27 protein-coding genes are annotated in these 23,956 nt (G+C 47.5%); 25 read left to right on the top strand and 2 right to left on the bottom strand.

The features are described 5' to 3' along the window. Positions 1 to 256 precede the first annotated feature (256 nt). From N7268_RS24075 to N7268_RS23955, 25 genes are all read left to right on the top strand, one after another. The gene (locus tag N7268_RS24075) at positions 257 to 778 is read left to right on the top strand and encodes a hypothetical protein (protein ID WP_007372310.1); all 522 of its coding nucleotides are present in this window, start codon (positions 257 to 259) and stop codon (positions 776 to 778) included. Positions 779 to 824: 46 nt separating this feature from the next. After that, on the top strand, positions 825 to 1,094 hold the full coding sequence (locus N7268_RS24070; RefSeq protein WP_008786584.1) for a hypothetical protein: 270 nt from the start codon (positions 825 to 827) through the stop codon (positions 1,092 to 1,094). A 663-nt stretch (positions 1,095 to 1,757) separates the two neighbouring features. Then, the gene (locus N7268_RS24065; RefSeq protein ID WP_007372312.1) at positions 1,758 to 3,011 is read left to right on the top strand and encodes a ParA family protein; all 1,254 of its coding nucleotides are present in this window, start codon (positions 1,758 to 1,760) and stop codon (positions 3,009 to 3,011) included. Beyond that, positions 3,008 to 4,012 (top strand): ParB family protein, encoded by a 1,005-nt coding sequence (locus N7268_RS24060; protein WP_007372313.1) that lies wholly within the window; start codon positions 3,008 to 3,010, stop codon positions 4,010 to 4,012. Before N7268_RS24065 ends, N7268_RS24060 begins: the two co-directional genes overlap by 4 nt. Positions 4,013 to 4,051: 39 nt before the next feature. Then, entirely contained in the window at positions 4,052 to 4,537 is a 486-nt protein-coding gene (locus N7268_RS24055) for a hypothetical protein (RefSeq protein ID WP_172745723.1), read from the top strand. A 40-nt stretch (positions 4,538 to 4,577) separates the two neighbouring features. Further along, positions 4,578 to 6,209 (top strand): AAA family ATPase, encoded by a 1,632-nt coding sequence (locus tag N7268_RS24050; protein WP_008786582.1) that lies wholly within the window; start codon positions 4,578 to 4,580, stop codon positions 6,207 to 6,209. A 137-nt stretch (positions 6,210 to 6,346) separates the two neighbouring features. Further along, complete coding sequence (locus N7268_RS24045) at positions 6,347 to 6,571, top strand: hypothetical protein (RefSeq protein ID WP_009653090.1); 225 nt, start codon at positions 6,347 to 6,349, stop codon at positions 6,569 to 6,571. A 279-nt stretch (positions 6,572 to 6,850) separates the two neighbouring features. Then, complete coding sequence (locus N7268_RS24040) at positions 6,851 to 7,168, top strand: hypothetical protein (protein WP_007372316.1); 318 nt, start codon at positions 6,851 to 6,853, stop codon at positions 7,166 to 7,168. A gap of 1 nt (position 7,169) precedes the next feature. Next, positions 7,170 to 7,919 carry a hypothetical protein gene (locus N7268_RS24035; protein WP_007372317.1) on the top strand — a complete coding sequence of 250 codons (750 nt, stop codon included), beginning with the start codon at positions 7,170 to 7,172 and terminating at the stop codon, positions 7,917 to 7,919. A 20-nt stretch (positions 7,920 to 7,939) separates the two neighbouring features. Then, the gene (locus tag N7268_RS24030; protein ID WP_016241554.1) at positions 7,940 to 8,626 is read left to right on the top strand and encodes a hypothetical protein; all 687 of its coding nucleotides are present in this window, start codon (positions 7,940 to 7,942) and stop codon (positions 8,624 to 8,626) included. Between the two features lie 158 nt (positions 8,627 to 8,784). Then, on the top strand, positions 8,785 to 9,960 hold the full coding sequence (locus N7268_RS24025; RefSeq protein ID WP_007372318.1) for a ParB/RepB/Spo0J family partition protein: 1,176 nt from the start codon (positions 8,785 to 8,787) through the stop codon (positions 9,958 to 9,960). Between the two features lie 185 nt (positions 9,961 to 10,145). Then, a complete protein-coding gene (locus N7268_RS24020; RefSeq protein WP_223307977.1) occupies positions 10,146 to 10,655 on the top strand; it encodes a hypothetical protein in 510 nt (169 codons plus the stop codon). Beyond that, a complete protein-coding gene (locus N7268_RS24015; protein WP_007372320.1) occupies positions 10,652 to 11,020 on the top strand; it encodes a hypothetical protein in 369 nt (122 codons plus the stop codon). Before N7268_RS24020 ends, N7268_RS24015 begins: the two co-directional genes overlap by 4 nt. 14 nt (positions 11,021 to 11,034) lie before the next feature. After that, the gene (gene dnaB / locus N7268_RS24010; protein WP_007372321.1) at positions 11,035 to 12,447 is read left to right on the top strand and encodes a replicative DNA helicase; all 1,413 of its coding nucleotides are present in this window, start codon (positions 11,035 to 11,037) and stop codon (positions 12,445 to 12,447) included. A gap of 122 nt (positions 12,448 to 12,569) precedes the next feature. After that, the gene (locus N7268_RS24005; RefSeq protein ID WP_007372322.1) at positions 12,570 to 12,770 is read left to right on the top strand and encodes a hypothetical protein; all 201 of its coding nucleotides are present in this window, start codon (positions 12,570 to 12,572) and stop codon (positions 12,768 to 12,770) included. 126 nt (positions 12,771 to 12,896) lie between these two features. Continuing rightward, a complete protein-coding gene (locus tag N7268_RS24000; protein ID WP_008786579.1) occupies positions 12,897 to 13,262 on the top strand; it encodes a hypothetical protein in 366 nt (121 codons plus the stop codon). Positions 13,263 to 13,351: 89 nt separating this feature from the next. After that, positions 13,352 to 15,787: a phosphoadenosine phosphosulfate reductase family protein gene (locus N7268_RS23995; protein WP_007372324.1), complete on the top strand. Its 2,436-nt coding sequence runs from the start codon at positions 13,352 to 13,354 to the stop codon at positions 15,785 to 15,787. A gap of 23 nt (positions 15,788 to 15,810) precedes the next feature. Beyond that, positions 15,811 to 16,185 carry a hypothetical protein gene (locus tag N7268_RS23990; protein ID WP_008786576.1) on the top strand — a complete coding sequence of 125 codons (375 nt, stop codon included), beginning with the start codon at positions 15,811 to 15,813 and terminating at the stop codon, positions 16,183 to 16,185. A gap of 10 nt (positions 16,186 to 16,195) precedes the next feature. After that, the gene (locus tag N7268_RS23985) at positions 16,196 to 16,543 is read left to right on the top strand and encodes a hypothetical protein (RefSeq protein ID WP_008786575.1); all 348 of its coding nucleotides are present in this window, start codon (positions 16,196 to 16,198) and stop codon (positions 16,541 to 16,543) included. A gap of 250 nt (positions 16,544 to 16,793) precedes the next feature. After that, a complete protein-coding gene (locus tag N7268_RS23980; protein ID WP_007372327.1) occupies positions 16,794 to 17,144 on the top strand; it encodes a hypothetical protein in 351 nt (116 codons plus the stop codon). Between the two features lie 32 nt (positions 17,145 to 17,176). Beyond that, the gene (locus N7268_RS23975) at positions 17,177 to 17,476 is read left to right on the top strand and encodes a hypothetical protein (RefSeq protein ID WP_016241553.1); all 300 of its coding nucleotides are present in this window, start codon (positions 17,177 to 17,179) and stop codon (positions 17,474 to 17,476) included. Next, positions 17,476 to 18,300, top strand: coding sequence for a hypothetical protein (locus N7268_RS23970; RefSeq protein WP_007372328.1), 825 nt, complete (start codon positions 17,476 to 17,478; stop codon positions 18,298 to 18,300). Before N7268_RS23975 ends, N7268_RS23970 begins: the two co-directional genes overlap by 1 nt. Positions 18,301 to 18,361: 61 nt before the next feature. Further along, on the top strand, positions 18,362 to 19,021 hold the full coding sequence (locus N7268_RS23965; RefSeq protein WP_008786574.1) for a hypothetical protein: 660 nt from the start codon (positions 18,362 to 18,364) through the stop codon (positions 19,019 to 19,021). Between the two features lie 48 nt (positions 19,022 to 19,069). After that, entirely contained in the window at positions 19,070 to 19,315 is a 246-nt protein-coding gene (locus tag N7268_RS23960) for a hypothetical protein (protein ID WP_007372330.1), read from the top strand. A 203-nt stretch (positions 19,316 to 19,518) separates the two neighbouring features. Beyond that, positions 19,519 to 22,896, top strand: coding sequence for a hypothetical protein (locus N7268_RS23955; RefSeq protein ID WP_007372331.1), 3,378 nt, complete (start codon positions 19,519 to 19,521; stop codon positions 22,894 to 22,896). 221 nt (positions 22,897 to 23,117) lie between these two features. On the opposite strand, the gene N7268_RS23950 is transcribed toward N7268_RS23955, so the two are convergent. Continuing rightward, the gene (locus N7268_RS23950; protein ID WP_007372332.1) at positions 23,118 to 23,441 is read right to left on the bottom strand and encodes a hypothetical protein; all 324 of its coding nucleotides are present in this window, start codon (positions 23,439 to 23,441) and stop codon (positions 23,118 to 23,120) included. 91 nt (positions 23,442 to 23,532) lie between these two features. Then, positions 23,533 to 23,724: a hypothetical protein gene (locus N7268_RS23945; protein ID WP_007372333.1), complete on the bottom strand. Its 192-nt coding sequence runs from the start codon at positions 23,722 to 23,724 to the stop codon at positions 23,533 to 23,535. Positions 23,725 to 23,956 lie beyond the last annotated feature (232 nt).

Below are 23,956 nucleotides of genomic sequence, written 5' to 3'. Positions count from 1 at the left end.
AGAGCCCTCACGGGGCGATTAGGCGAATTCGCGGCCCGCTAGGGCAAAGTCTCAAAGCGTATGGGGGTTAACACCCCCAAAACGCTGTGGAGACTGTTGTGGCTTTTCGGAACTACGATCCCGAAGTACTGACTAAGGGTTGCGGCTGCCACCAGCCCGGCTATCAGGCGACCCAACAATTATTTCTCCGTATCACTTCGTCACCTGCTCAAGGTGATTGAAAATAGAATCACAATTAGAAAGCGGGGAACACACAATGAACACTCAGACAAGAATCAAATTGAAAGGCCTCAAAATCTATACTGGCATGAGCCAGGAAACAGTCTGCTTTAACGCTACTGTCCTCTTCGACGGGCTGAGCATAGGTACAGCTGATAATGATGGGCATGGTGGCGAAACTCGCGTACTGTTCGAACCAGGAAAAAAAGAGCTGTTCCGCCAGGCCGAATCATATGCGAAGGGTCTTCTGCCAATCTGCCTTGGCGAACACAATGGCAAGCCATTTCTCATAGACTCAAACCTGATTGAAGTAATCGACCAGCTTGTCAGTGACGAGGAGCGTAACCGGAAAACTAAATCAAGTTTCAAGAAGGTTTACCGCAAGAAAATCTGCGTCTTACGCGAAGGTAGACTTTGGACAGTGGGCTACAAAAGCCAGGCTCAATACGCTTCATACATCGCACAAATCAAAAAAGAACATGGCCCTGATATCGTTATCCTGGACGATTTGGAACATGATGAAGCTTTCGAGCTGTACAGTAAGCACTTATACGCCTGACCATCAAGCGTGGTAGAATTGGATAATTCTAGCGCAGAGGATCACTATGAAAGTTAAAGAGCTTATCGCCCAGCTTCAGCTACACGACCCTGATGCTGTTGTCGTAATTGCCGGATTTGAAACCCAGAGTACTGGACTGGTTGCCGAGGCCGATACTATTAAAGAATGCGTGACAGTTCCTGTCCAAGCGGACAGCATGACGGGTGACCGTTCGTTGGCAAAGGAGGGTTCACCTTCTGTCTGGTTGGGATGGGGGAATGATTACCGCACGGAGTTCTTCGTTAGTGCCATCAACGACCCGGACGAATTAGCCTAACTATATCGAATACCCAAGAGCCTCTACTTCAGAGGCTTTTTTATTTGATGGGTCTTACGGGAAACCTTGTCATTCATTTACCAATAGTTGCAGGGCGTATCCTCCAGCGCTAAGTCACTTAACCCCCTTAATCGCCAGCCAGCATCTCCGGGTTCTGCCCGACCCGTGGATTACTTAACACCCTTAATCGCCAGTCAGCCTCTCCGGGTTCTGCCCGTACCGTGGGTCACTTAACCCCCTTAATCGCCAGCCAGCCTCTCCGGTTTCTGCCCGTACAGTGGGTCACTTAACCCCCTTAATCGCCAGCCAGCCTCTCCGGTTTCTGCCCGTACCGTGGGTCACTTAACCCCCTTAATCGCCAGCCAGCATCTCCGGGTTCTGCCCGACCCGTGGGTTACTTAACCCCCTTAATCGCCAGTCAGTCTCTCCGGGTTCTGCCCGCCCCGTGGATTACTTAACCCCCTTAATCGCCAGAAGAGAAAGATGATGTGTCATTGAACTGCATTTCGAGATCGCAAAATGAAGAAAAAACAAAATAGAATGTTAGCGTCTCAATCTGATTGCCGTTACAATTATACGCATAGAGCGTCATTTTACGAATTATACGTAAAGTATACGCATATGCGTTTAAATTCATAATTCAGGTTTGAGGGTATGACGAGAATGAATCTAATAGATAAAATTGCCCTTGTCGGGCAACGCATGAAGTCCGAACAAATTTCATTGAAAGAATCGTTACTGGCTTCTTCCCGGGTATCTGTATCAGATGACAGTGTGGAGGGGGTAGATCGCCTTATCTATAACCACTGCCTGAATAAAAAAAATCTCTCCGACTTCTTTGGAAAATCTCGAGTTACCTTCAATAAAATTCTCGCTGATCTCGAAGAAAAAAGGCTGGTGGGTCAACCTATTTATCAGAACAAAAACCACCTTTATACCCGCTGGGATGTCCAGAATATTATGGATGCCCTGGGTTATCCGCGCTATAGAGATTACTACCAGAGCCGAACAATCATTGTTCAGAATCATAAAGGTGGGACAGGAAAAAGCACGACCTCAGTGGCTCTGGCTGTAGCAGCAGCACTTGATCTCCAGTTGAATGCCAGAGTTTTAGTAATTGAATGGGATCCGCAAGGCTCTATTGGTAGCGGTATGATTCAAAGCGTATCTGAAGACGACGTATTCCTGACTGCAATCGACGCAATCCTGGGCGTGTATGAAGAAGGTTCTGAATATAAAAAATACCTCGACATGGGTTACTCTGAGGCTGAAATCATTGAGAATATGCCGTTCTCAACCCATCTGCCAAATCTTGATGTAATTACTGCGTTCCCAACCGATGCGAGATTCAAAGATAAATACTGGCAGTGCAGTAAAGAAGAGCGCACTCAGTTGTTGCTACGATTCAAAGAAGTGATAATGCCAGTCCTGAAAGCTAAGTATGACCTTATTATCTTCGATACCCCTCCAGAAGACTCGCCAATTATCTGGGCCGCTGATGAGGCCGCTGACGGTATTCTTGTCGCAGTTTCTCCGCGAGAATACGACTATGCATCCACAACTGATTTTATGCTGACGATCAGTGAGCGATTCCGTCAGTCTCCCAATAAAGGTGAAAATATTAAATGGTTTAAAGTACTGGCCGTTAACGTCGATGATAAAAGCCCATACGAAAAAATAGTCCTCGATAAGTTAATTCGAACCGTTCAAGACCTGTTTATGGCAACCAATATCAAAAACTCTGAAGCATTCAAAGCAGCTGCGTCACGGGGTAGGTCGGTTCTCGATATTAAGAAATCTGAAGAGTTATGTTCACCAAAGCAGCTGGATATTGCCGAAGAATCCGTAATGTCCGTATATCAACAGTTTATTAATGAGATAAAGAGTTTTTCAGCGAAGGAAGGAGTTAACGCATGAGTGATGAACAGCATATCGGAAACGATAAATCGCGTTATCTAAATACGCCAAAGCGAACCGATGTAGGCCACCGTTCCGGGTTAGCTAACCTTAAGAGTCCCCCTCGCATTAAGAAACTCTTTACCCTTCATAACGGGCGAAAACTTGAAGCTGAGCACGTCACTGTAGCAGCTGAAAATGTCGCTACTGAGACCGCCGTTCACCCAATGAACCCGCGAAATCAGGAAGCGCTTACCACAAACGCAGTACGAGATATCCTGCAACAAATTGAGTCAAGGGGTGTTGATACTGAAGGTGTTGCCGTTAAACGTGATGGCGTGTACCTGCTTATTGAAGGTAGCCGCAGACGTTTTTGCTGTATTGCGGCTCAAAAAGATCTGCCTTTATGGGTGCTACCAGATGATCTATCAGCTGAGGACATCAAGGCGATTATTACCGCTGCACAAACATCACGCCGATTCTCATACCGAGAGGTTGGGCTTCAGTATCTGGAACTAATGCAGGAAAAAGGATTCACCAAAAATGAAGAGCTTGCCCTCTTTCTTGGCATAAGCCATGTGTCAGTCTTTAAACGTATTCAGGCGGCGCGTATTGACGGTTCGTTGATAGCTCTGTTCCCGGATTATGAAGGTATACCAAACTCCTTCTACAGCCGGTTGTCCAAACTTCAGAAATACGTAGAGAGCAACCTTTTCATTCTTGCAGATGTAGTTGATAGGGTGAAAGAAGAAATTGCTAATCTGGACATCAGTGACATCCCGGAAGCGCAGAAAATTGTCATGGCGCAGATCACAAAGGCGGTTGAATTACTCGATCAAAAGCCACCTGCAAAAAGTTGGGAAACCCGTGATCTGGCTAATTTTGCTAATAAGGACAAATACGCCCGTATCAGCAAAAATGCATCGGGCCGTAAAGTTCGCTTTGAATTTAACCGAATGAGTACCGAGCTCATGGCAGAAATTGAAGCATTTATTACGGATAAACTGAGTAGCGAAAAATAACAATTCGCCATTGCTTGATTATCGAAACTGCACCTCCTGGTGCAGTTTTTTTTTGGCCGCAAACCTATTCGTCAGGAGGAGACACCGGTTGATAATAGGAAAAAAACAGCTCATGAGGTGGCTATGCTTTCGGAAAAAATTGTAACCCTGTTTTCAAATGACGCATTAAAGCGTTTCACGATTCTTGAGGCTTACGCCGAGCTAAAACGTCAGGGTACTTTTAGCGTTTTCCTTTCGTTCATCGATCCTCGTACTGATTGTCTCGTAGAGGGTAACTTTCAATTCTACCCGAACCCCGTTAAGACCTACTCAAACATGGGAGTATGCTATCTCACTGAACATCTTGGGCTAACGTTAAAAATCCCAAGCTCTATGGAATGGTGGGCTACACATGAAAAGTCAACATTTCATAACCAAGACATCACCTATCTGAAGGAGGGTGAATACGTAAAGGCAACCATTAAACTGGAAATAGGCTCGCGGATCAGAGTTCCTAATGCGTTCGAAGTTGCCCCTTCCATGTGAACTTAAGGCATATCAAAGTAAATTACTGACGAGGACGGCTATGGCACTCACGATAAAAACAGAAACACTAAAAGCTACCACAAGCCCAACATTTGAGGCTTTACGTAATCGTTATAGCCACCGTAGTTCTGACGATGAGATTGCCGTCGATCCGCTATGTTTATCTCGGGATGATCTGAATGAACTTTTACAGGCATGTCGTGGTGATGGAGAGTCAAAAAATCGACGAGCTCTTGAATCGATCATCACTGCACTGGAAGGTGATTTCGATAAGCCTGTGAGCAGTTTTCCGGCATTCGGTCGTGTGTTACTACAGTATCTGAAGTCAAATCGAATTGATGGCTGGATATACCGACGCGGTCATGACGGCAACCTGTACCCCGGTCTTGTTACAGCAATAAAAGAAGTAAAATCAGAAAAAAACTCTGACCGTCCCCCATCACTATTGTTACAAATCAGCTGGTATGGGTTCGGCGAATATTCGCACTCCAAAAAGGTTTACGGAACCCAGCTTACCGCCCTGAATTTCGAGCCTAATGAGGTGGCGCGGCGCAGTGTCGCTAAGACACTGGCCGACCGTGATATCTACCATGAAACGCATGAGCTGAAACAAGAGTACCTGGAACAACTAACGCGGTTTAAGGAAGTGGTCGACGGGCAATTTGGCAATCAGTTTAAAGCAACCGGCAGGGCTGTCAGAATGGAATCGTATAGCTACAGCGACCGGAATCTGGAAATAGCAGGGCATAAACTGATACACGATTTGCCTGATAGTGAGTGCGATGCCTACGGTGCAGAAGTGGAGTCGCCTCTTTTTGAAGATGACCAGTTTGGCCTTTTACCCGAAATTCCTGTGCAGCGTTATTTTGATCTCTCGCTGCAAGACTTTATCTGGATACATGCCAATAACGTAGAACCATACAAGTATGATAAAGAACTGCCAAAAAAGATGGTTTTGCCGGAAGACCACCGTGATTTACTCGATATACTGACCACGGATATCAGCGCTTTCACCAGCGATATTGTTGAAGGGAAAAGCGCGGGTAACATCATCATGTGCGTGGGCTCACCCGGACTTGGGAAGACATTAACTGCTGAAGTGTATGCAGAGGTCATTGAACGGCCCCTGTACTCAATTCATGCTGGCGCACTGGGAACCAACGCCGATGACATTGAGAAAAATCTGCGGACGATTCTGACCCGGGCTAAACGCTGGAACTGTGTCCTGCTTCTGGACGAAGCCGATGTGTTTGTCATGCAGCGTGGAGCATCACTGACTCAAAATGCCATCGTTGCGGAGTTCCTCCGTACACTGGAGTATTTCGATGGGTTGATGTTCATGACAAGCAACCGGGGTAGTGACATCGATGAGGCTATCATACCAAGATGCGCTGCAATCATTCACTATGATGTGCCGGAGAAATCAGATGCCCAAAAGATCTGGAAGATTATGGGTGAGAACTTTGGCGTGAACATTCCTGATGAACTGGTCAGATCACTTGTAAACACTTACCCAGAACTTCCACCACGTGACATCAAGATGTTGCTACGGCTCACGTTGCGAATGAGCGTGAAAGAGCAGGGGAGTGGTAGCATCCCGACACTGGATATTGTGCGGAAATGCGCGATGTTTCGTGGGATAGAACGAAAGGGAAAAGAAAAAGCCCTGTGATAACGATGCCGGGTTCGCCCGGCATACAACCTGCTGGCCCAGCCCAAAGCAATCCGAGTTCTTCAGCAAAAGCAGCAGCGTGTCGGAAATAACTGTGTTATAACAATTCAGGTGATCATGATGAGAAGTTGATAACAATGTTTAAGCTAAGTCCCATAAGAAAAAAAACAAACAAGCTGCATAAACTCCTTAATAACGGCTATCGTTTCGTAATCATGCATGAAGATGAAATTATTGAACCCTTCCGCTACGAAATAGAAGCCAGACGAAAACTATTCTTTGGCAGAAAACTCCTTTCTATTTCCGACCTCATCGACTCAATAAACGATAGTGTAAAAACCCAAGCAAAACGCGCCCCTTAACTATTCGTCACCTGAATAACTCCAGCTATGATAAACATTATTATCAAGCTTAAAGGTGATACTTATGAAACCGTTTGGGATTTTCTATTCAGTAGAAGGCTGCACTTGTTCACTGTGCCGCTCGCGTGGCTATCGTAAAAACAATGCATACGATAGATCTCTTCGTGTAAGCAAACACCGCGCCCGTCAGCAGGCCAAGCGTGAAATCCGCTCCGCCGTATTCAGCATCGACAATTAAGAAAGGTTGATGATAAATAAGAAGAATAACGAGGATAACAAATGACTGATGAAAACCAAATAAAGGTGCTGTTTTGCATTCTGCGTCGTCGATTCGTGGATTATGTCCCTGAGTTTGAAAACTGTGTAGAAGAACGGGAAGTCATCAATGAAACGCCGAAGGGTTACCGTATGTCCGTCTCCTACGGCACATCAGTTTACCTGCACGCGGATTATGAGTTTTTCGAATCACGTCAGGCAGCGTATCAATGGTGCGCCCGCCGTGTGACCGCTAGCATTGAGAAGATGAAACAAAAAATGCAGGCGGCAGAAGCAACAAAAATAAAACTGATAGAAGCATCCGGGAACTGTGGCGAATAAGATGACACCACGTCAAATTATCCTCTCACATATTACAGCTGAGAAAGCACTCCCACGAGGAACGCTGATCTGGTTATTCTACGAGAATGCCGATGATTTAATCAGCCTGAATGAAGTGGGCGATAATCTTGAAAGGTGGCATCAACGAGTTGGGTCGCCTGAAGAAATTCAGGTGATACTGGATATGCCTGATGACGATTCAGAAGTCTGGCTATTCAGCCCAACAAAATTATTCTCCCCACGGGTAAAAACCCCCGTTCTGACAGCCAGAGATAGGGCAGTTGCTCGCTATGGCGTTTCTCGCGTTATGACGGCGGAGAAAGTTGTTTTTCTGTATTCAGGGTATCTTCTGCACCTCTATAGACAGGCATATGGTTTCACCGGCCCTGCGCCTGAAGTTCGGGTCAACTGGAGTGCCAAACATTCATGGGGCGGCAGGAGCTCAATCACTATTTCACCATCGTCCATTTATCCTGACAGTGATACACCGCGCTATCGCTACCATGAGTACGCACATATAGAGCAGCGTAAGGACATCGGAGCATTTTATTCAATCAATCAACTGGATCATATCAAAGGCGTAGTGGCACATGAGCTTGCGCACTTTTGCCAGCGCCACACTGGAAAAGATAATTTTAAATTTGGTTTTCCGGTACTCCCTGAAAAAGATTTCAGAACGGCTCATGGTGATGGGTGGCAGTTCTTGTATGCATTTTTCAGAACAGAATTAAATAAAAGAATTCAGCGATAACCCAAAAAAAGGCATAACCAATGTACCTTCTTTCCATTTTATTATTTACATTTGTTTATCTGTTATCCTTTAATTCTGTTATAGAGGAAAATAGAGACCGCTATTCCATACAGACTTTTGCAATAGTGATGATCACGATATTCCTGATATCAATGCCAGTAACAACAACTTTTGTGTCGTTGATGCTTGAAGAAAACCAGAGAGAGCATCGTGATTTGATTTCCTTCCTGCAAATCAATTCCGTTTGGTTCGCAGGAGCCGGGGGGCTGGTGGCTATCTTCTTGTCAGCCCTGACAATGGTTCGCCTGAAGCAAAAACGTATCCGTCACAAAACATCGAACCTTAACCTCATCGTTGTGGGCCTTTTCGCGGGCGTAGTCTCTTTTGCCAGCGCGTATAAGCATCTAGCTTTCTTCAGTGGGGATGATGCGGGAGTGTTTTTATATGAGGCTATACCAGCCATCGATGACATCGACTGTAACGCGCCAATACTCCTGGTGAAATGGGAACCTGACTCAAAGAAGCCAACTGCATGGCGATGCCCTACGGGCGTTGCATTCAATATCAATAGTCCTACTCCATTCCTACCTTGGGGTTCATATGAGGAAGGGGAGAGTTCAAAACTAAATGAAGTGATGACAATTTTGATGAAAAATGCGGTCAAAATCGAAAAACGTCGCCATCTTGATGTCATCATTACGAGCTAAGGCCTTGTAATCACTGGATTACAGGGCTTTTTTATGTACCCGAAAAAAAAGAGACATTTTGTCCCCAAATACGCTTCGTCACCTGTTTGGTGTGTGTTTAACTGGATTTACAGCAAGCAACGAACCTCGCGACACAATAACTAAAGCGGAGAAACACCATGAACACCGACGTTAAAGCTATCTTCGAACAAAGCCGTACCCTGGAAAATCTGGAAGGCGCTGCGGTACTGATGCGCAGCTTAGACAAAGCGCCATCATCACTCCGAGCACTGAGCGATTTCGTAACCAAAGCGCGTAAAAGCGGCAATACGGAACAGTTCGAAGAAGCCGATATCGGGCGTAACAACGTCTTTGCGGTGAGCCCGTACTGGTTGTTTGTGGAAGAGGGACTGAACCTCCGCGACGTAAATTATGACCGTGCGGTAATGTTCAAACACGCTTATCTGGAACGTCCTCAGTCAGTGCCTGTCATCCGCGTTAAACCAGTAGTAGTGGAAGGCGTAACCCGCCTGAAAATCATTGATGGCCACCACCGTTTTGCTGGCCTGATGATGGCGATTGCTGAGGGCGCGAGCTTCCAGAAAATCACCGTCGAGGAATTTGAAGGCGGCAAGGACGAAGAAGTCTACAACATGATCGAGAGCGCCAACTCCCTTCAGTTGAAGATGGTGGAACGCGCTGAAGGCTTCAAGCGCCTGATTGGCTGGGGTCACACCATTGAGTCGATTGCTCAGCGTCTGGGTGTCTCTCTGGTCACCGTTCGCCGCAGTATCGTGCTGGCAAACGCTGACTTCAGCATCAAGATGCTGGTGAAAGAAGATAAGGTATCTGGTGACGTTGCCGTTGACGTTATTAACGAATGTCAGGGTACTGACCGCGACCCGTATGAAGTCCTGATGGAATCCCTGAAAAAGGCAGAAGGAGCTGGGAAAACCCGCGTCACTGCCAAATTCGTGAGTTCCAAGAAAAAGACTGGCCTGAAACCGAAAGTTATCCGTAAAACCTTCGACAGCCTGTTGCCAACCCTGAGCCAGCTGCGCGACCAGATCCCGCCGCAGCCGGAAGGTGAGCATGAAAATCAGATCGAAATTACGGAAACCGTGCCGGAAGAAGTCGTCTTACGCCTGACTCCTGAAATGGCCCGTACTCTGATGGCTACCCTGGCTGAACTGGAATCAGCAAAACAGGCAGAAGATGCTGAAGCTAATGGTGACAACGACGGTGATAGTGCTGAAAACAACGGCGGTGCTGACGATGCGACTGATGCCGATACCGATGGCGCTAACCAGCAGAATGGTGAAACTGAAGAGACTCAGCTGCACCCGGTGTACTAACCTCCCAGCAGGTCTTTAACAGACCTGCATAAAATTCCTTTTCATTCTGATGGGCCGGATAAACCGGCTCATATTTTTGCACATATAAATGGCCGCATTTTGCTGTCTTAAATTTTTCGATGATAGACAGGAGCGCATTAAAATATCAGGGTTATAGACTTTTTTGGATAGCAATGGGGGTCGCGTTGAATATTCAGACTAATTATATCGAGCTGCAAAATTGGCTCGAAAAGGCAAAAAGTATTTATTCCTCCGCAGGATGCCCGCACGAAAGAGTTGATGATGGCATTTTAAAAATTGCAATGCAGGTAGCGGCTATTAGAAAAACAAAACCAGATATGCTGCATGTATTCCTTCAGGAGTTAATTACTGAGTTCAAGGGTTATAAACTCATTCAGTGCCGATTCAATAAATCCAATTATGAGCATTTTGTTATGACCCCGGAAATTCAGATTCTGATCGGTGGTCTTATGGATAAAGCGTCAGAGGGAATAATGCTGGCTTCTATCTGCCACATGCTACAGGTAGATACGTTATCCGAACTTCTAAGCCTAATCCCAACGGGAATGCCAGACACCGATGTACTGGATGCGCTATGGCGTGATCAGAAGACGCCCGCAGGACTGAACCTGCTTGATGACTTCGTACTTCTGGATACCGTTGCGCTGGCTAATAAGCGGGGGATTGCTGCATGAATGTATCGGCGTTGATTAGTAGCCTCTATGTGACCGTTATCGCCGGGCAGGAGCTGGAAGCAAAAGCTCTGGAGCATCACGAACGCCGTACAGCTGGTCGATTTTGCCGAAAAACACTTTCTGTCCACGCGGTGAAGCGCAAGCCCGGGGTGGAATTTCTGGCGCGGCTGAAAGTCAATTACGCCCGCGCCAACCTGACAAACTGCGACCCCGGTACAGTAGCCGAGCTGAGGCTGGTGGGCCGCTCTGATGAAGCGAATGAGCTCTCTGAAGCAATTCTAAAGGCAATAGCATCCAGTTACCCGGAGTTGGTATCGGAATGCGCACGACAATTACAAAAACAAAAGCTATTCCAGAACCTCTGAGGCCACTTATGACTATGGCGGACATCTCGTTTACCGAAACAGGTGAGACAAAGCAAACAGCTGAATACAGCTTAAAAACCCCTCCGCAATCGATAGAAGCGGAACAGTCCGTGCTGGGCGGGTTAATGCTTGAAAACCAGAGATGGGATGATGTGGCAGAAATCGTTAGTGAGCAGGATTTTAGTTCTCGACCGCATCGCTCAATTTTCTCTGCAATGAGATCGCTCGTTGCGAATCAATTCCCGATTGATTTGATAACCCTCGCTGAGCACATCGAAAACGAGGGAGAAGGTAAGCTGGATAGTCTCGGCGGTTTCGCCTATCTGGCAGAACTGTCAAAAAATACGCCCAGTGCGGCAAATATAATTGCCTACGCGCAGATCGTCAGGGAACGTGCCGTAATCAGGGAAATGATAAAAGTTGCCAACGAAATAACCGAGGCCGGTTACAACCCGGAAGGTAGGACAAGTGACGAATTGCTTGATCTTGCAGAAAGCCGGATTTTCCAGATTGCAGAGCAAAGGGGAAATAAAAGCGGTGGGCCGGAAAATATCAGCAGCATTCTGGACAGAACCGTTACCAAGATTGAAGCCTTGTTCCAGCGTCCCCATGACGGGGTCACTGGAGTTGATACCGGCTACGTGGACGTGAACAAGAAGACAGCCGGTCTACAGCCCTCGGATTTGATTATTATCGCTGCCAGACCCTCAATGGGGAAAACTACGTTTGCAATGAACATCTGCGAGAATGTATCGCTGACAAACGATAAGCCCGTCATGATTTTCAGCCTGGAAATGCCTACGGAACAGCTCATGATGCGCTCACTGGCATCGCTATCACGCGTCAACCAGACCAGCATCCGAACCGGACAGCTCGATGACGAGGACTGGGCCCGGTTATCCGGCACAATGGGACTGCTGCTGGAAAAAAAGAACATTTACATTGATGACAGCTCTGGCCTAACACCTATGGACGTTCGCTCCCGGGCGCGTCGATTGTCCCGCGAACACGGTGGGCTTAGCCTCATTATGATCGACTACCTTCAGTTGATGCGTGTACCGTCGTTATCTGACAACAGAACTCTGGAAATTGCTGAAATCTCCCGATCTCTGAAAGCACTGGCAAAAGAGCTGAATGTACCGGTAATCGCTTTATCGCAACTAAACCGCTCGCTTGAACAACGTGCCGATAAACGTCCGGTAAACTCAGATTTGCGAGAGTCAGGCTCCATTGAGCAGGATGCTGACCTGATCATGTTTATTTACCGTGATGAGGTCTATCACGAAAATAGCGATATGAAAGGTATAGCCGAAATTATCATAGGTAAACAGCGCAACGGGCCTATAGGGACAGTACGTCTCACATTTAATGGTCAATGGTCTCGATTTGATAATTATGGTGGCCCTGAGTATCATGATGACGACTGACCATAAAAGCTACTGACCTTATCCTGATATTTAATTAAAGGTTTTCGACTGTTTAATTTCGCCAGCTGATTGGCCCGATAGATAATGGTTCTACGGACAGCAATCTTTTATATAGGTGTAAAATGAAAACGATACTCTCAGCTTTATTATTCGTTGTTTCATGGAATGCACTGGCACAGGATGAGGGAAATAGTGGTGATAAAAAGCAACAGGCAACGGCAACTATTCAAATTTCGATTACAATTTTACCCGAACCGGTAAAACCAAAGATCACCAAAGAACAGGTGAGTGATACGCTAACCGTCATTTCTTATGAATGGTAGCATCCAGACAACCAACGGTTAAGCCTGCTCCAGCAAAGAAAAGTATCTTTCTGAACATCACTTCGTCACCCGAATGCCTCGTGATTTAATAAGTAAACAAACCGGACAATATTCACGAGGTGTTTTATGACAAATGAAACTCAGAACAACGCATCCGCACCTGAAGAGTTAATCACGCGTATATCGCAGGTCATTAAACGCAAGGATGGATCTGAAGTGAAAATTACTGCTCAGGCTGCGTTCGGTGCAGGGTTAACTCGCTCTATCGATGTATATGTTCTTCGTCGGGATAATGCTGATTCAAACTGGCAAGGTTGCAGTAATCGACCAAAAGCAGGATGGCGGAATATGTCTGTAGATGAATATATCCGTGAAGGGCGCTCTGAAATGCTTAAGGCAGTTACGCCGGGAGAAATTCTAAAGCTCACAAATGCCATTGGCAAACCAATGAGTTGTCTTGATCAATTATTTCCATCCCCGATTACTAAATAAATCATTAAATAATACCGCTGGCCTTATTCGTCAGCTGGTACGCCCGTGTTTAAATAAATATACAAAACGAATAAATAAACAGGTGAACCATGCAACAGGTAATCGACTTTGGCACATCAGAACCGACCCTTGCCCCAATCCTTACCGGGGATAAATGGGATACGGTTTGGCAAACACTGGCTAATGACGAAGACCTGAATTATGTCGATGCCAGCACTGGCACGAGCATGGCCAATCTTATCACCACCGGCACAAACGCCATTTATAAAGCGCTTACTGACGGCTGGACTATGAGCCTGGCGTATTCATCAGGAAAGGACTCTGAGTGCGTTCTGCACCTCTTCCTGATGGCGCTGGTAAGGGCTACCCGCAATGGCACAAACATCAGCCAGCATCACTATGTGATCCACACCGACACGGGCATCGAGAATCCAGCCGTCCGCTGGCTGGCAGACACAAAACTCGCCGAACTTGAGGCATTCGTTGAAAAGCACCAGTTACCGCTGAGCATTGTAATTGGTAAGCCTGGACTGACATCTGGGTGGACTGGCCGCATCCTTTCAGGGCGAGGATTGCCAACATTTTCAAATAGTTCCGCCAGACAGTGCTCGATCGACTTGAAGGTCGATCCTGCACGTCGGGCCCGTGCCGAGTACATGCGAGGACTGCCTAAAGCCGTTCGTCAGCGCGTTTGTCTGCTGCTGGGTTCCCGTGATGCAGAGAGCACAACCCGTGCCATGAACATCGAAAAAAAAGGCGGGAGCGCTGAAGACGTTAAACAGACAAAAGAGGGCGGTGAGCTCTATCCGATCCGTCACTGGCATCAGGGGAACGTATGGGAATTCCTGCTATCGTCCGGGGATGAGGCTCGTTTTGCGTTACCCAGTTACCTGCCTAACAATAATGAAACTGCTGAGCTCTACAAAGAGGCTACGGGCGAATGTGTCTGGACGGGTTCTGAAAAAGCAAAAAGCGCCTGTGGTTCACGATTTGGCTGTTACCTTTGCCAGGCTGTAGGGCTCGACCGCTCTATGGAAAACCTGCTGAATGCCGACCCGGAGAAATATGGCTATATGGCTATCCTGAACCGGCTTCAGCGTTTCATTGCCAAACGCCGTTATGCCTGGGAAGACCGCCATCCAGTGGGCCGCACGGTATACGAAGGTGGGTATATTAAGATCCAGCCAGATGTATACTCGCCGAAATTCCTGGAACGTCTGTTACACATCTGCTGTAGCGCCGACTACGTAGAGCAGCAACGCGCCGATGACGTTGCCGAGAAACTCGCTTACGGCTTGCTGGAAGACAATGCGCATAACCGTCGCATGTCCCGGCCTCAGTTCCGCATCGTCAGCGAAGAAGCCGTTGTGCATGTCGATTTCATGTGGGCTTTCCATCATTTCAATGACAAGCCTTTTAGGGCACTGGAGATCTACCACCGCGTCTGGGCCCACGGCGAGCTGGATCTGTTGACTGATGAACCGACGATGCCTGTAGTCCCTCAGTCCCCAATCCCTAAAGCAGTCTGGCTGAAGGTGGGGAAATTTGGCGATGACTCACTATTTGATGGGCTGGCTGATCCTGTTGCGGAAATGACCTATTTCGACGGCGGAGATGACGAACGCGCCGCACGTGTCATCAAGACAAGAGACGGCCACCGTCGTGTTGTCAGTTTCAGCGAAGATAACGAAGTTACCGTAGATGAAGAGTCTGCAAGCTTTGTGTTATGGGTGGAATACCCACGCCTTAAATCTGCTATTGAGAGCGGGGCGTACACCGCTGGGAGCGCGGCGCAGTTCTACCTGCGTTTCGGCACGGTATCTCTGTGCAAAGGTAAGTCAGCCTTGTATCACAAAATGATGCAGCGTGGTCAAACCTACCATCGACTCGGCCTGACCGGATTCCAGTCGATGGAAGGGATCACAGCTCGAAAAGACCTTCGCATCCTCTCGACCGAGAAATACCAGCATGTTCTGAAAAGAACGCTGGAGGCCCGGATCATTCGTTTTAAATGGTGGGCTAACCTCGCTTTCACCATCCAGTACCACATGACCCGCATGACAGAATTTGGGTTCTGGCTGCATCGCGTCTTACGCCAGGAAAGCCATAACGAGCTTATGGACGAGAAAACGCTGTGCAAAAACAGCCTGGAAACTGTCCTGATCAACCAGACCAATGCCTGGTGTCTTGTGATGAGTGACGTGGGCAACAAACCTGATACATCAAATGCGCTGCGCCGCTACTGGAGACAGGAGCGGGCCCGAGCTTTCGCGCACTGTGCTTCAGTACCGGAAGTCCTTAAATCGCTGGTGGCTCGTGAGATGTTCAATATTTATCGACGTGCGCTTTATGAACTCAATAGCCATAAAGAGTTGAGCCTTGGCCTGATACACATACAGGAACTGGCAACTCAGAACGCGGACGCGTTACGGATCCATATCAAAATAATGATGCGGTTAATCAGGCTGTGGCAATTGTCAGGTTTAACAAGCATTGGTCAGAGTGAATTTTGTGAGGCGGCTTAACTGCCTGGAATAAAGGGAAAATAATGAAAATCATGCTTTCACTAGGCTCTGTTGCTATTACGACAGTAGCATCTATGTTGTTGCTGTGCAGCCAGGCTAATGGCAGCAACGGGAACAGGCCTTTACGGATCAACGAACCTGTTCAGATTACTATCGAACAAGTGATGTATCGCATTGCAAATGGTAACCAGAATATCGGCATGAAAATGCGTGAAAACCCAGTGCTGTTTTCGGGTCATGCCGGAATCAGTGTAGAGCTAAGTGATTTTCCGCCCGGGTCAAAATCCGCGCCCGTACCCGGAACTACCGTAATGCTGCGTACCGCTTTGTCTGGTCAGACAGAGGCCTGTTATCAGCAGCACTGCTACTCAGCCGAAGTGACCACGTACAACGAATAGAGGTCTTGCTATGGCAGACAGAACTGATGGAATGAAAGGAAGAGCACTGATTAGGCAGTTGTCCGGTATGCCACCCGGCGTTAACCCATTAAACGTTCCTCAGCCGCTTAAGCGAACCGTGTGCCTGGCAAAAGGCATAGTGGATACATGGGATAGTTTTCCATCCGAAAACAACCTTGCAATCGCCCTGGAAAACGCCGCTGCAATATCACGGCTGGCGATAAGCCTCCTGCAAGAACGGGAAGTACTGTACCGGCAGCTGGCATCTCTTGGAGTAGAACCAGAGAAAATGAAACAATCCGTCGAAGCCATCCCGATGGAAACGCTTTTAAAAAGCCTTCCAATGAGGAAAAAGTAACTTTCTAGCGTTTTTTGTTTCCGCTGTAAGAAGACACCTTTTTTGGTGCTCAATAGCAGTATTTTTTTAACAGATAAACTAAACGAATTCAATATTTCTTAAATTCAAGCACATTTTGTCTTCTTTTAAATTTCGTCGTAGGTTTAATGCAGTTAATAATGTTACTCACGGATTAATTTTTAAAAAATACAGAGCCTAATCAGGCTATACGGGTTTTGTAATTGCTATCATTAAAGTCACGAGGAAAACCATGAGTGCATACGTCGAGCAGGTATTTAATGATGTTGAAAAAATGCGTGGCAAAGTTCTGGCCGACCGATTCCGCATGGTATTCAAAAAAATCCAGCTTGTGAAGAACGACGACTCAGACGAGGCCTACAACCTGAAGCAACAGGAAAACCTAGCCGCTGTCACTGAACTTCAGAATGCTGGTGGTTTCATTGATTGGGACATCAAGGTCACTAAGTATAGCAACACATCCACTCAGGTTGAGTTGCGGCATAAGGTAGATGGTGTGCTGGTATGGCGCGATTTTACCTTCGTAAGCGATTTTGTATTCGAACTCGCTAAAAACGTTGTCTATTCAAAAGAGACGGTCTGAATTCAATTATTGCATTAATAACCGGTGGAAAAATGGAGCAACTGACACCTGCAAAACTCGACTCGATGATTACTGAGACTACAACTGAACTGCTATATGCGCAGAGGGCACTTATCAGCCCAAGCCGAGCTGATGCGATGGAAAAGAAAGCGTCTCAATTACTCAGCATATTATTGGAGTTAAAGGAACTAAGAAATAAAAGCCCACAAAAAATCATACTGCCACCCCCTGCATGTTGCTTTGCAGATCATAGTTATCCTGCATATTCCAGAGACCAAGTTATTGCAATACTTGATTCTCTTGGACATAAAATTATTGAAAAGGAAAATTAATGCGCCAGACAAAAATCGTAAATATATTCTATGCCAGTGCTGAAGAGCTTCAGCTAGGCATTAACGAGATAGATACTGAGATTACGACCGCTTTGCAGAACGGCAATATGGAAGCCGTCAAAAAAGCAACGTTACTTAAAAACACCATGATTAGTCTGCTGGACAACAAACAGAAGGGCGAGCTGGTTCAAGAAACGTGTACGTCAGGCGAAAAGGCTGATTCATCGGTAGAAATAACGGACGCAATGGCCTACGCGTTCCACGCGGCATCTGGTGAGGGTGCAATTGGTTCCGATGATGTTGAAGAGATAAAGCGTGGTCTGCGGGTAGTTATCAATGAGTGTGGCCTCACAAATCACCTCGTAAAGATCCCTGCTGGTTTACACGATGCAACAGCTCAGCTTGTAGTTAACTTCGCCTCTGAGATGGCGGGTAAGCTTTACCGGGCCCAGGAGAAGTATGGTCGTGGGGCTGAATGGGCAAAATCTGACTGGAAGGATGAATGCCTCAAAGAGCTCCACCGACACCTTTCAAAAGGTGATCCACGTGATGTAGCAGCCTACTGCATGTTTTCGTGGCATCACGGTTGGCTGACCCACAGCGAACAACCTGCTATAGCGGGGCTCAGCGAAAGAGTTCTGTTCGATAGCTTTATGAAAGATGATTACTCACCTGATTCAAGTGGTTCAGTATCAGAGGAAGAAGAAAGGGTCTTTCTTGAGGTGCTCTTTCACATATGGCAAGGCCGGGCCGCAGTTCAGAATGGATTAACTCAACAGGAAATGGATATCGTAATGAAGTACCGGGAACAAAATCAGAAATAACATTACTGCGTTCTGACAACCAGTAAATTAACTCGATGCGGTATTTCAGAAAGGAAAAATTATGATCGTTCTCAAATACCCTCCTTACCCATCGCCCTTCTGGTTCCGGGGGGAAAAAGATAAAACGGGTGTGGTTACCGAGGTTGGAACAGTTTATGTGGAAGCAACAAAGGATAACCTGCTGCTGGTGGAGGGCACACTCCCTCCGGTAGGTGCGACTTTGTTTCTTACACCTGACCGGTTCGATATTAAAGCTGAAACTGAGATTGATAGCCGGGCCCGACGAGAGGAACAGGCCAGACAACGTCTGACACGGCAAGAAGAAGAACGACAGCAAAAGGCCGCTCTCGATATGAAGCTGATGCAACAGGCGCAAGAGCGAAACGCTCGTTTGTATCTTCCGGTACGATGGACAAGCGGATTCAAATCGGTGATTTCCGGGCTGACGGAAAACAGTAGCGGTAACGGTATAAACCGGCGAACTGTGATTCACGTGCTTTTACTTGAGGACATACGTGATGGGCGCCTGGTCAGAAATGAAGGGGATTTTCTTTGCACCGCCGCAGGTGGAAGTAACGGCAAGCTTTGGGTTAACCCAGCCACCCATAGTGATGGTGAGTACGGGCCTTACGTATGTGAAATAACGTGTAAGCAGTGTATTAAGGCTGCTCTACGTTGGCAGGATAAAAATAAGGCCGTCCCACCGGAATGTGTTCCGTAGGTATCAGGCGAACCGATCACCACGCTATAGAGAGAGGGGACAGTGAACATGCAAGTTGCTAAAAACAAGTACGCCGTTCTGGACAGTGCGATCATGAAAATACTCGGCAAAGAGCCGGTTCCATTTTCACTGATTATGCTTCCAGACGTAGCTGGTGAGTGTTCCCGACTCGCTGATGAGGAGAGGAATAAGCCGATGCCATTCCGCATTCTTGACCGGCGGTTACAGGCGCTAAGAAAGGCTGGCAAAATTCAGTTCGTGACCGGAAAAGGCTGGGTAAACCCTCTTTCCTGACCACCCGCAATTCGTACTGCATCTTCCTTTTCGTAAAAGGCAACTCTTCGTTGCCTTTCATCCCCCAGAGCTATTCGTCACCTGCCCCCCCAACGATAAAATCAAAGTATCACAAACAATATGTCCCCCATTTAAGCCATTAGAAACACCATGTCCTAGTACAATAGCGGCAACATGGCTAAAGCCGGGGGAAGGAGATCATAATGACGGGTATCGTGCGCATTGAACAACCGGTAGAGCGAATTGAACGTTTCCATTCTCTTCAAGGCGGTCAGTACTGGCGGGCAAATGAAGCCATTGCTGAAGAGAACATTGCCGCTTCCGAAGTACTGCTGATTGAATCGCTGCGTTGGGTCGACAACAAACTGCATACGGTCATTCTGCGCACCCACCCATCAAAACATGGCCAACACATTCGGTTTGAATATACCGATGAATCTGGCCGCACTTGTGGCACTACCCGTAGCTTCACTCAGCACCGCTTTTTGTTTGATGACTTCGTTAACAAATTCACCTTTGCTGCTGACTCGAAAGAAGTCCGCGAAAGTGAAGTGCAGGCCTGCCAGCAGTTGGCTCAGAAGCTGACCGTTGAACTTTCCGAGGCGATGACAAACCCTGAACGCATGAAAGAGATCATTGCGGAACGCCTTGAAAAAGAGCAGACAGAAAAAAGCGAGAACAAACTCAATACTCTACCCGCGACGATTGACCAGTACACAAACCTCGCCACCGGCCCGTTAGAAAATGCGCTGACATCCGGTGTCAATGAGGAAAGCATTAAGGGAATGATGGAAGCGGCTCGGCATGGACATAAACTGGCCGTCATACAATCTGAATGGCTACAAGGTAAGAATAACGAAATTACCAGGGCCGTTCAGGCCGTCGTACCCTATTACCAGGAAATGGCTGCGGCGCAGCTGGCCGCATTCGAAGAGAGCAGGGAGAACGTTGAATCGCTGATGAAAGGGATTGCGTCTCTGGATCTTTTCATCGGCAAAGATGTTGTCGTCAACACGATAATCAAAGGCAATTCAGCCCCGAGCGACATTCCTCTGACATTTGTCCAGAAAAAGCTACTGATGGATGAGGAGCTCGCTGTCTATCTGGATCTGGGAGACTGGTTCGATTTCACCAAAGCAGATTTATTCGACCAGGCACTGCAAAAACACCCGGGCCTAATCGAGCAGATTTTCCCGACCCAACGTTGCGTACTGGTTATGGCCGTCACCAGACGGCACGTCAATTATCAGGATCCGTGGGAGGCTGCGGCCAAAGACTTTCAAAACAGATGTGTCTTCCTGCTGGTACGAGACGGCGAAAATATTTACCAGGTATGCAGCCCGGTTGAATCTCATCTGGGCGCTCATACGCTGTTCCCTGAACGTGACGAGCAGGACGCGCTTTTTCGCGGTTTTGACGGTTCTCGCATCACCTTCCGCGATGTAGCTTACACTGACCGGCTGCGGGCGCATGAAAAGATGGCGCTGCACTATAAACGTTTCCTGATCCTTTGCTGCGGGCTCGACCAGCGTGAGCGCCTGTTTGGCGAATTCTATGATCGCAGTAGTAACATTAATTTCATCTCGATGGACTTCCAGGAGAAATATTGCCGCTTTATTCATGACGCAGATGGAACCGGTCTGTTGAGTGACCCGGAGGCCGATACCAGACCATCGCTGGAGTCCTACATTAAGCAGGCGAACCAGCACCTGCGTTCTGGTTCACGCGTCTTTTGTGAGTGGAGACAGGTCGTTAATCCGGTTACCGCACCCGGGGCAGCTAAGGATGATTCAGGTAACGGCTACCGGGGACATTCATTCACGGTTGATTTCGTTAAAAGCCGTAGTACCAGCGTGGCATACCAGAAGAATGAAGAGATCTACGTTGATGTGCCAGTCGTTCAGCACACCTACAGCCGTAATGCGAAGTCAGACAAACGAGAATTCAATGCCAAGGTATGCCTCTCAAAATTCAGAACCTCTGATAGCCTTGGCTATCTTTGCCTGGACACGGTGAAATCCGCCGATCTCGAATATTACATTCACAACCGGCGTATCCGGGCTAACCATCTTTATTACATCCGGCTCTTCAAAGAACTTGCGGCACTGCTGAAGCTGGAAGAAACGCATGAAGAACAATACCGAAGCAAAATGCTGGCGGCTTTAAACGCCGGGAACATCGGTGACGAAAATGACCGGGTTGCGGCTGTAGATAAAACGATTCAGACGTGGCGCTGCGCAAACCGAGGTGCATCCCTCCAAAGTGGTCTGGAAGATGAGAAGCAATGGAAAGCGCTCCTTGCCATGATGGATTTAATTGCATGGCGAGGTCATGCAAGCATCCCGCAAATTGAATGCTACTGTGAGCAACTTGGAAACTCTCCTCTACGGCTTGTGGTAATGCCAAACGGCAAACTGGGCCTGTATGTAGCCCCACGAGCTGAAGAACGAAACGATGCAGCTGAGAAACACAAATGGGCTATACGTGTGGTATTGAGTCTGACGCGTACCGGTGTGAAAGAGGTATCTCGCTCATGGGCTCTGGTTAACGAACTGAGCGTATCTGAATGCACCCTCAAAGAATGGCCGCTGGTGGATGAGTGGAAAGGGTTAAAGTCTGTATTTGAAAGCTACGACCGGAAACTTAAAGCTCTGGCAGACATTGAACTGGGCCGTGAGACTCTCAAGCGTCTGAATCCCAGCAACCAGGAAGGTCTGAGCGAGCTGGCAGAATTGTGGATTAATGCTTTTGAAGAAATGAACTTCTACCGACCGACTGGCGGGATCGTTCAAAAGCCAGTAATGATGATCCCGATTGGTCTTATTGTCGACCGTGAGGAGTGGTCATACTTATATCTTGGTACACGCGGCTCTGCGGTCGAGTATATCTATCAGAATCTGAATGATAAGGCACTCAAGGCCCGGGTAGCCCACCGTCTGATTTCAAATTACGAGGTCAAAGAGGGTAAGCTCGATAATCTTGCCAATAAGAAAACAAGTCTGGGTCTCTTTTGCACAAAACAGCGCCCGGACATGGCCCCTTTTAGCGCAGACCGAAACATAGAGACATATGGGCCTGATTTCGGCGTTAACCATGCTGTGCTTACGCATATGGTATCGTTTAAATCGCAGATAGCGCTGATTCAGCAAGAGGCAGATCGCGGCTTACACCGTCGCTTCACGATAGCCAGCAACCTGGTCAGTTCAGCCGGGGAGTTGCTTATCGATCAACTGCTCGGCGATGCGGCGCGAGATGCAGATGAGCCGGTAGATATTCTTGAGGTGGTTATTAACCCAGCGCCAACCGGTGAACCAGGGGCGAAGCTGAAGAAGAATGGTGAGACATTCTGGCATAAGCACTGGTGTGATTTGTGTAAGCCAGGAACCGAAGAAAGCCTGGCACTCTCCCACATTCACGCGCCGGATCACGTCATTACGCGGACTTCGTTCAGTTCCAAGGAGGATGCCATCCTCTTCGTACTCAAGACGATGCCGCAGGCCAGAAAATACGAAAAGGATTTCTTCCGCGACAATGATTTCGATGTACCTGATGGGATTATTGAACGGTGGATAGACCGTTAATCATATGCAGTATGAATAAAAAAAAGCCCGCTTTAGTCGTTGCAAGCGGGCTTTTTATTTCTTCGCGTTACAGCTGTGGCATCAATTACAAAACGGAACGGCTTGGTGCCGGGGCGAAGAACGGAGAAAGGGATAGGCACGAGGTGGTGATAATGTTGCTATTCATATGGGGTATGAATAAGAAACAGCCCACTTGCGAGTACTAAGTGGGCCATTGAGGGTCAGGCATAAGACTCAGACAGAGCAGTAGCGGCTTCAAGCGCCGGTTCAAGCGACAGGCTGTTATCGCTGATAACATTCCATCCCTCATTGCCGTAAACAAAATGGACGTAACCTGCACGTTCAGTTTCTTCAGGGCGATAAGCATAGAAGTAGTCTTCATCAGTAGAGAACATGGCTTCAACAATACGTTCTACGTTCGTAGAGCGCTTCAGCACAATCTCTTCTGAGTCGAATACCGAGATGCTATATCCTGCTTCAATCAACCCGGTTGCTGCTGCCCGGGCAATTTCCTGCTCAATACGTTGCCGCTGATCTACGTTCATGCCTGCTGCTCCTCGATGGGAAGTGAAGTCGAACACACGAGAAAGCATGAACTATAGTTCACATTTAATCAATAAAAAAGGGAACTATACTTCACTTATTCTTGGTTTTTTTTAATACTGGTAGTCCTGCAAGCGCATCGTTCCAATGCTGCTCGCGTTCCTCATTACCTGAAATATTACTTATCCATCTTTCGGACTTGCCCCAGCGCTGTGCCAGCGCCTGCCGCGTCCAGCCTTTGCGTTTCATCTCTGCTTTAAATTCATCGCTGGTGGGTTTGTACATAGGTTAATCCACGTGAACTATAATTCACCTGATAGTACGGTAAGGCTGGTTAAGTAACAACGGGATATCGACGGTCATCTTCCGTTCCCGCACACGGGCCAGTGCTCCTGGCTATACTGAGTCAAAAATGCGGAGGACACATTATGTTTGAACGTATAAGCAGGTTTTTCGCTGGCGCAACAAAACAGGAGAGGGCGGAACCGTCAGTCTCTATACCTGAACCTGTTACTCT

Origin of the sequence: Citrobacter sp. Marseille-Q6884, assembly GCF_945906775.1 — a bacterium.
Classification (GTDB): Bacteria; Pseudomonadota; Gammaproteobacteria; order Enterobacterales; family Enterobacteriaceae; genus Citrobacter.
Note: the sequence above shows the minus strand (reverse complement) of the source record. Positions and strands in the feature narration are given on the sequence as shown.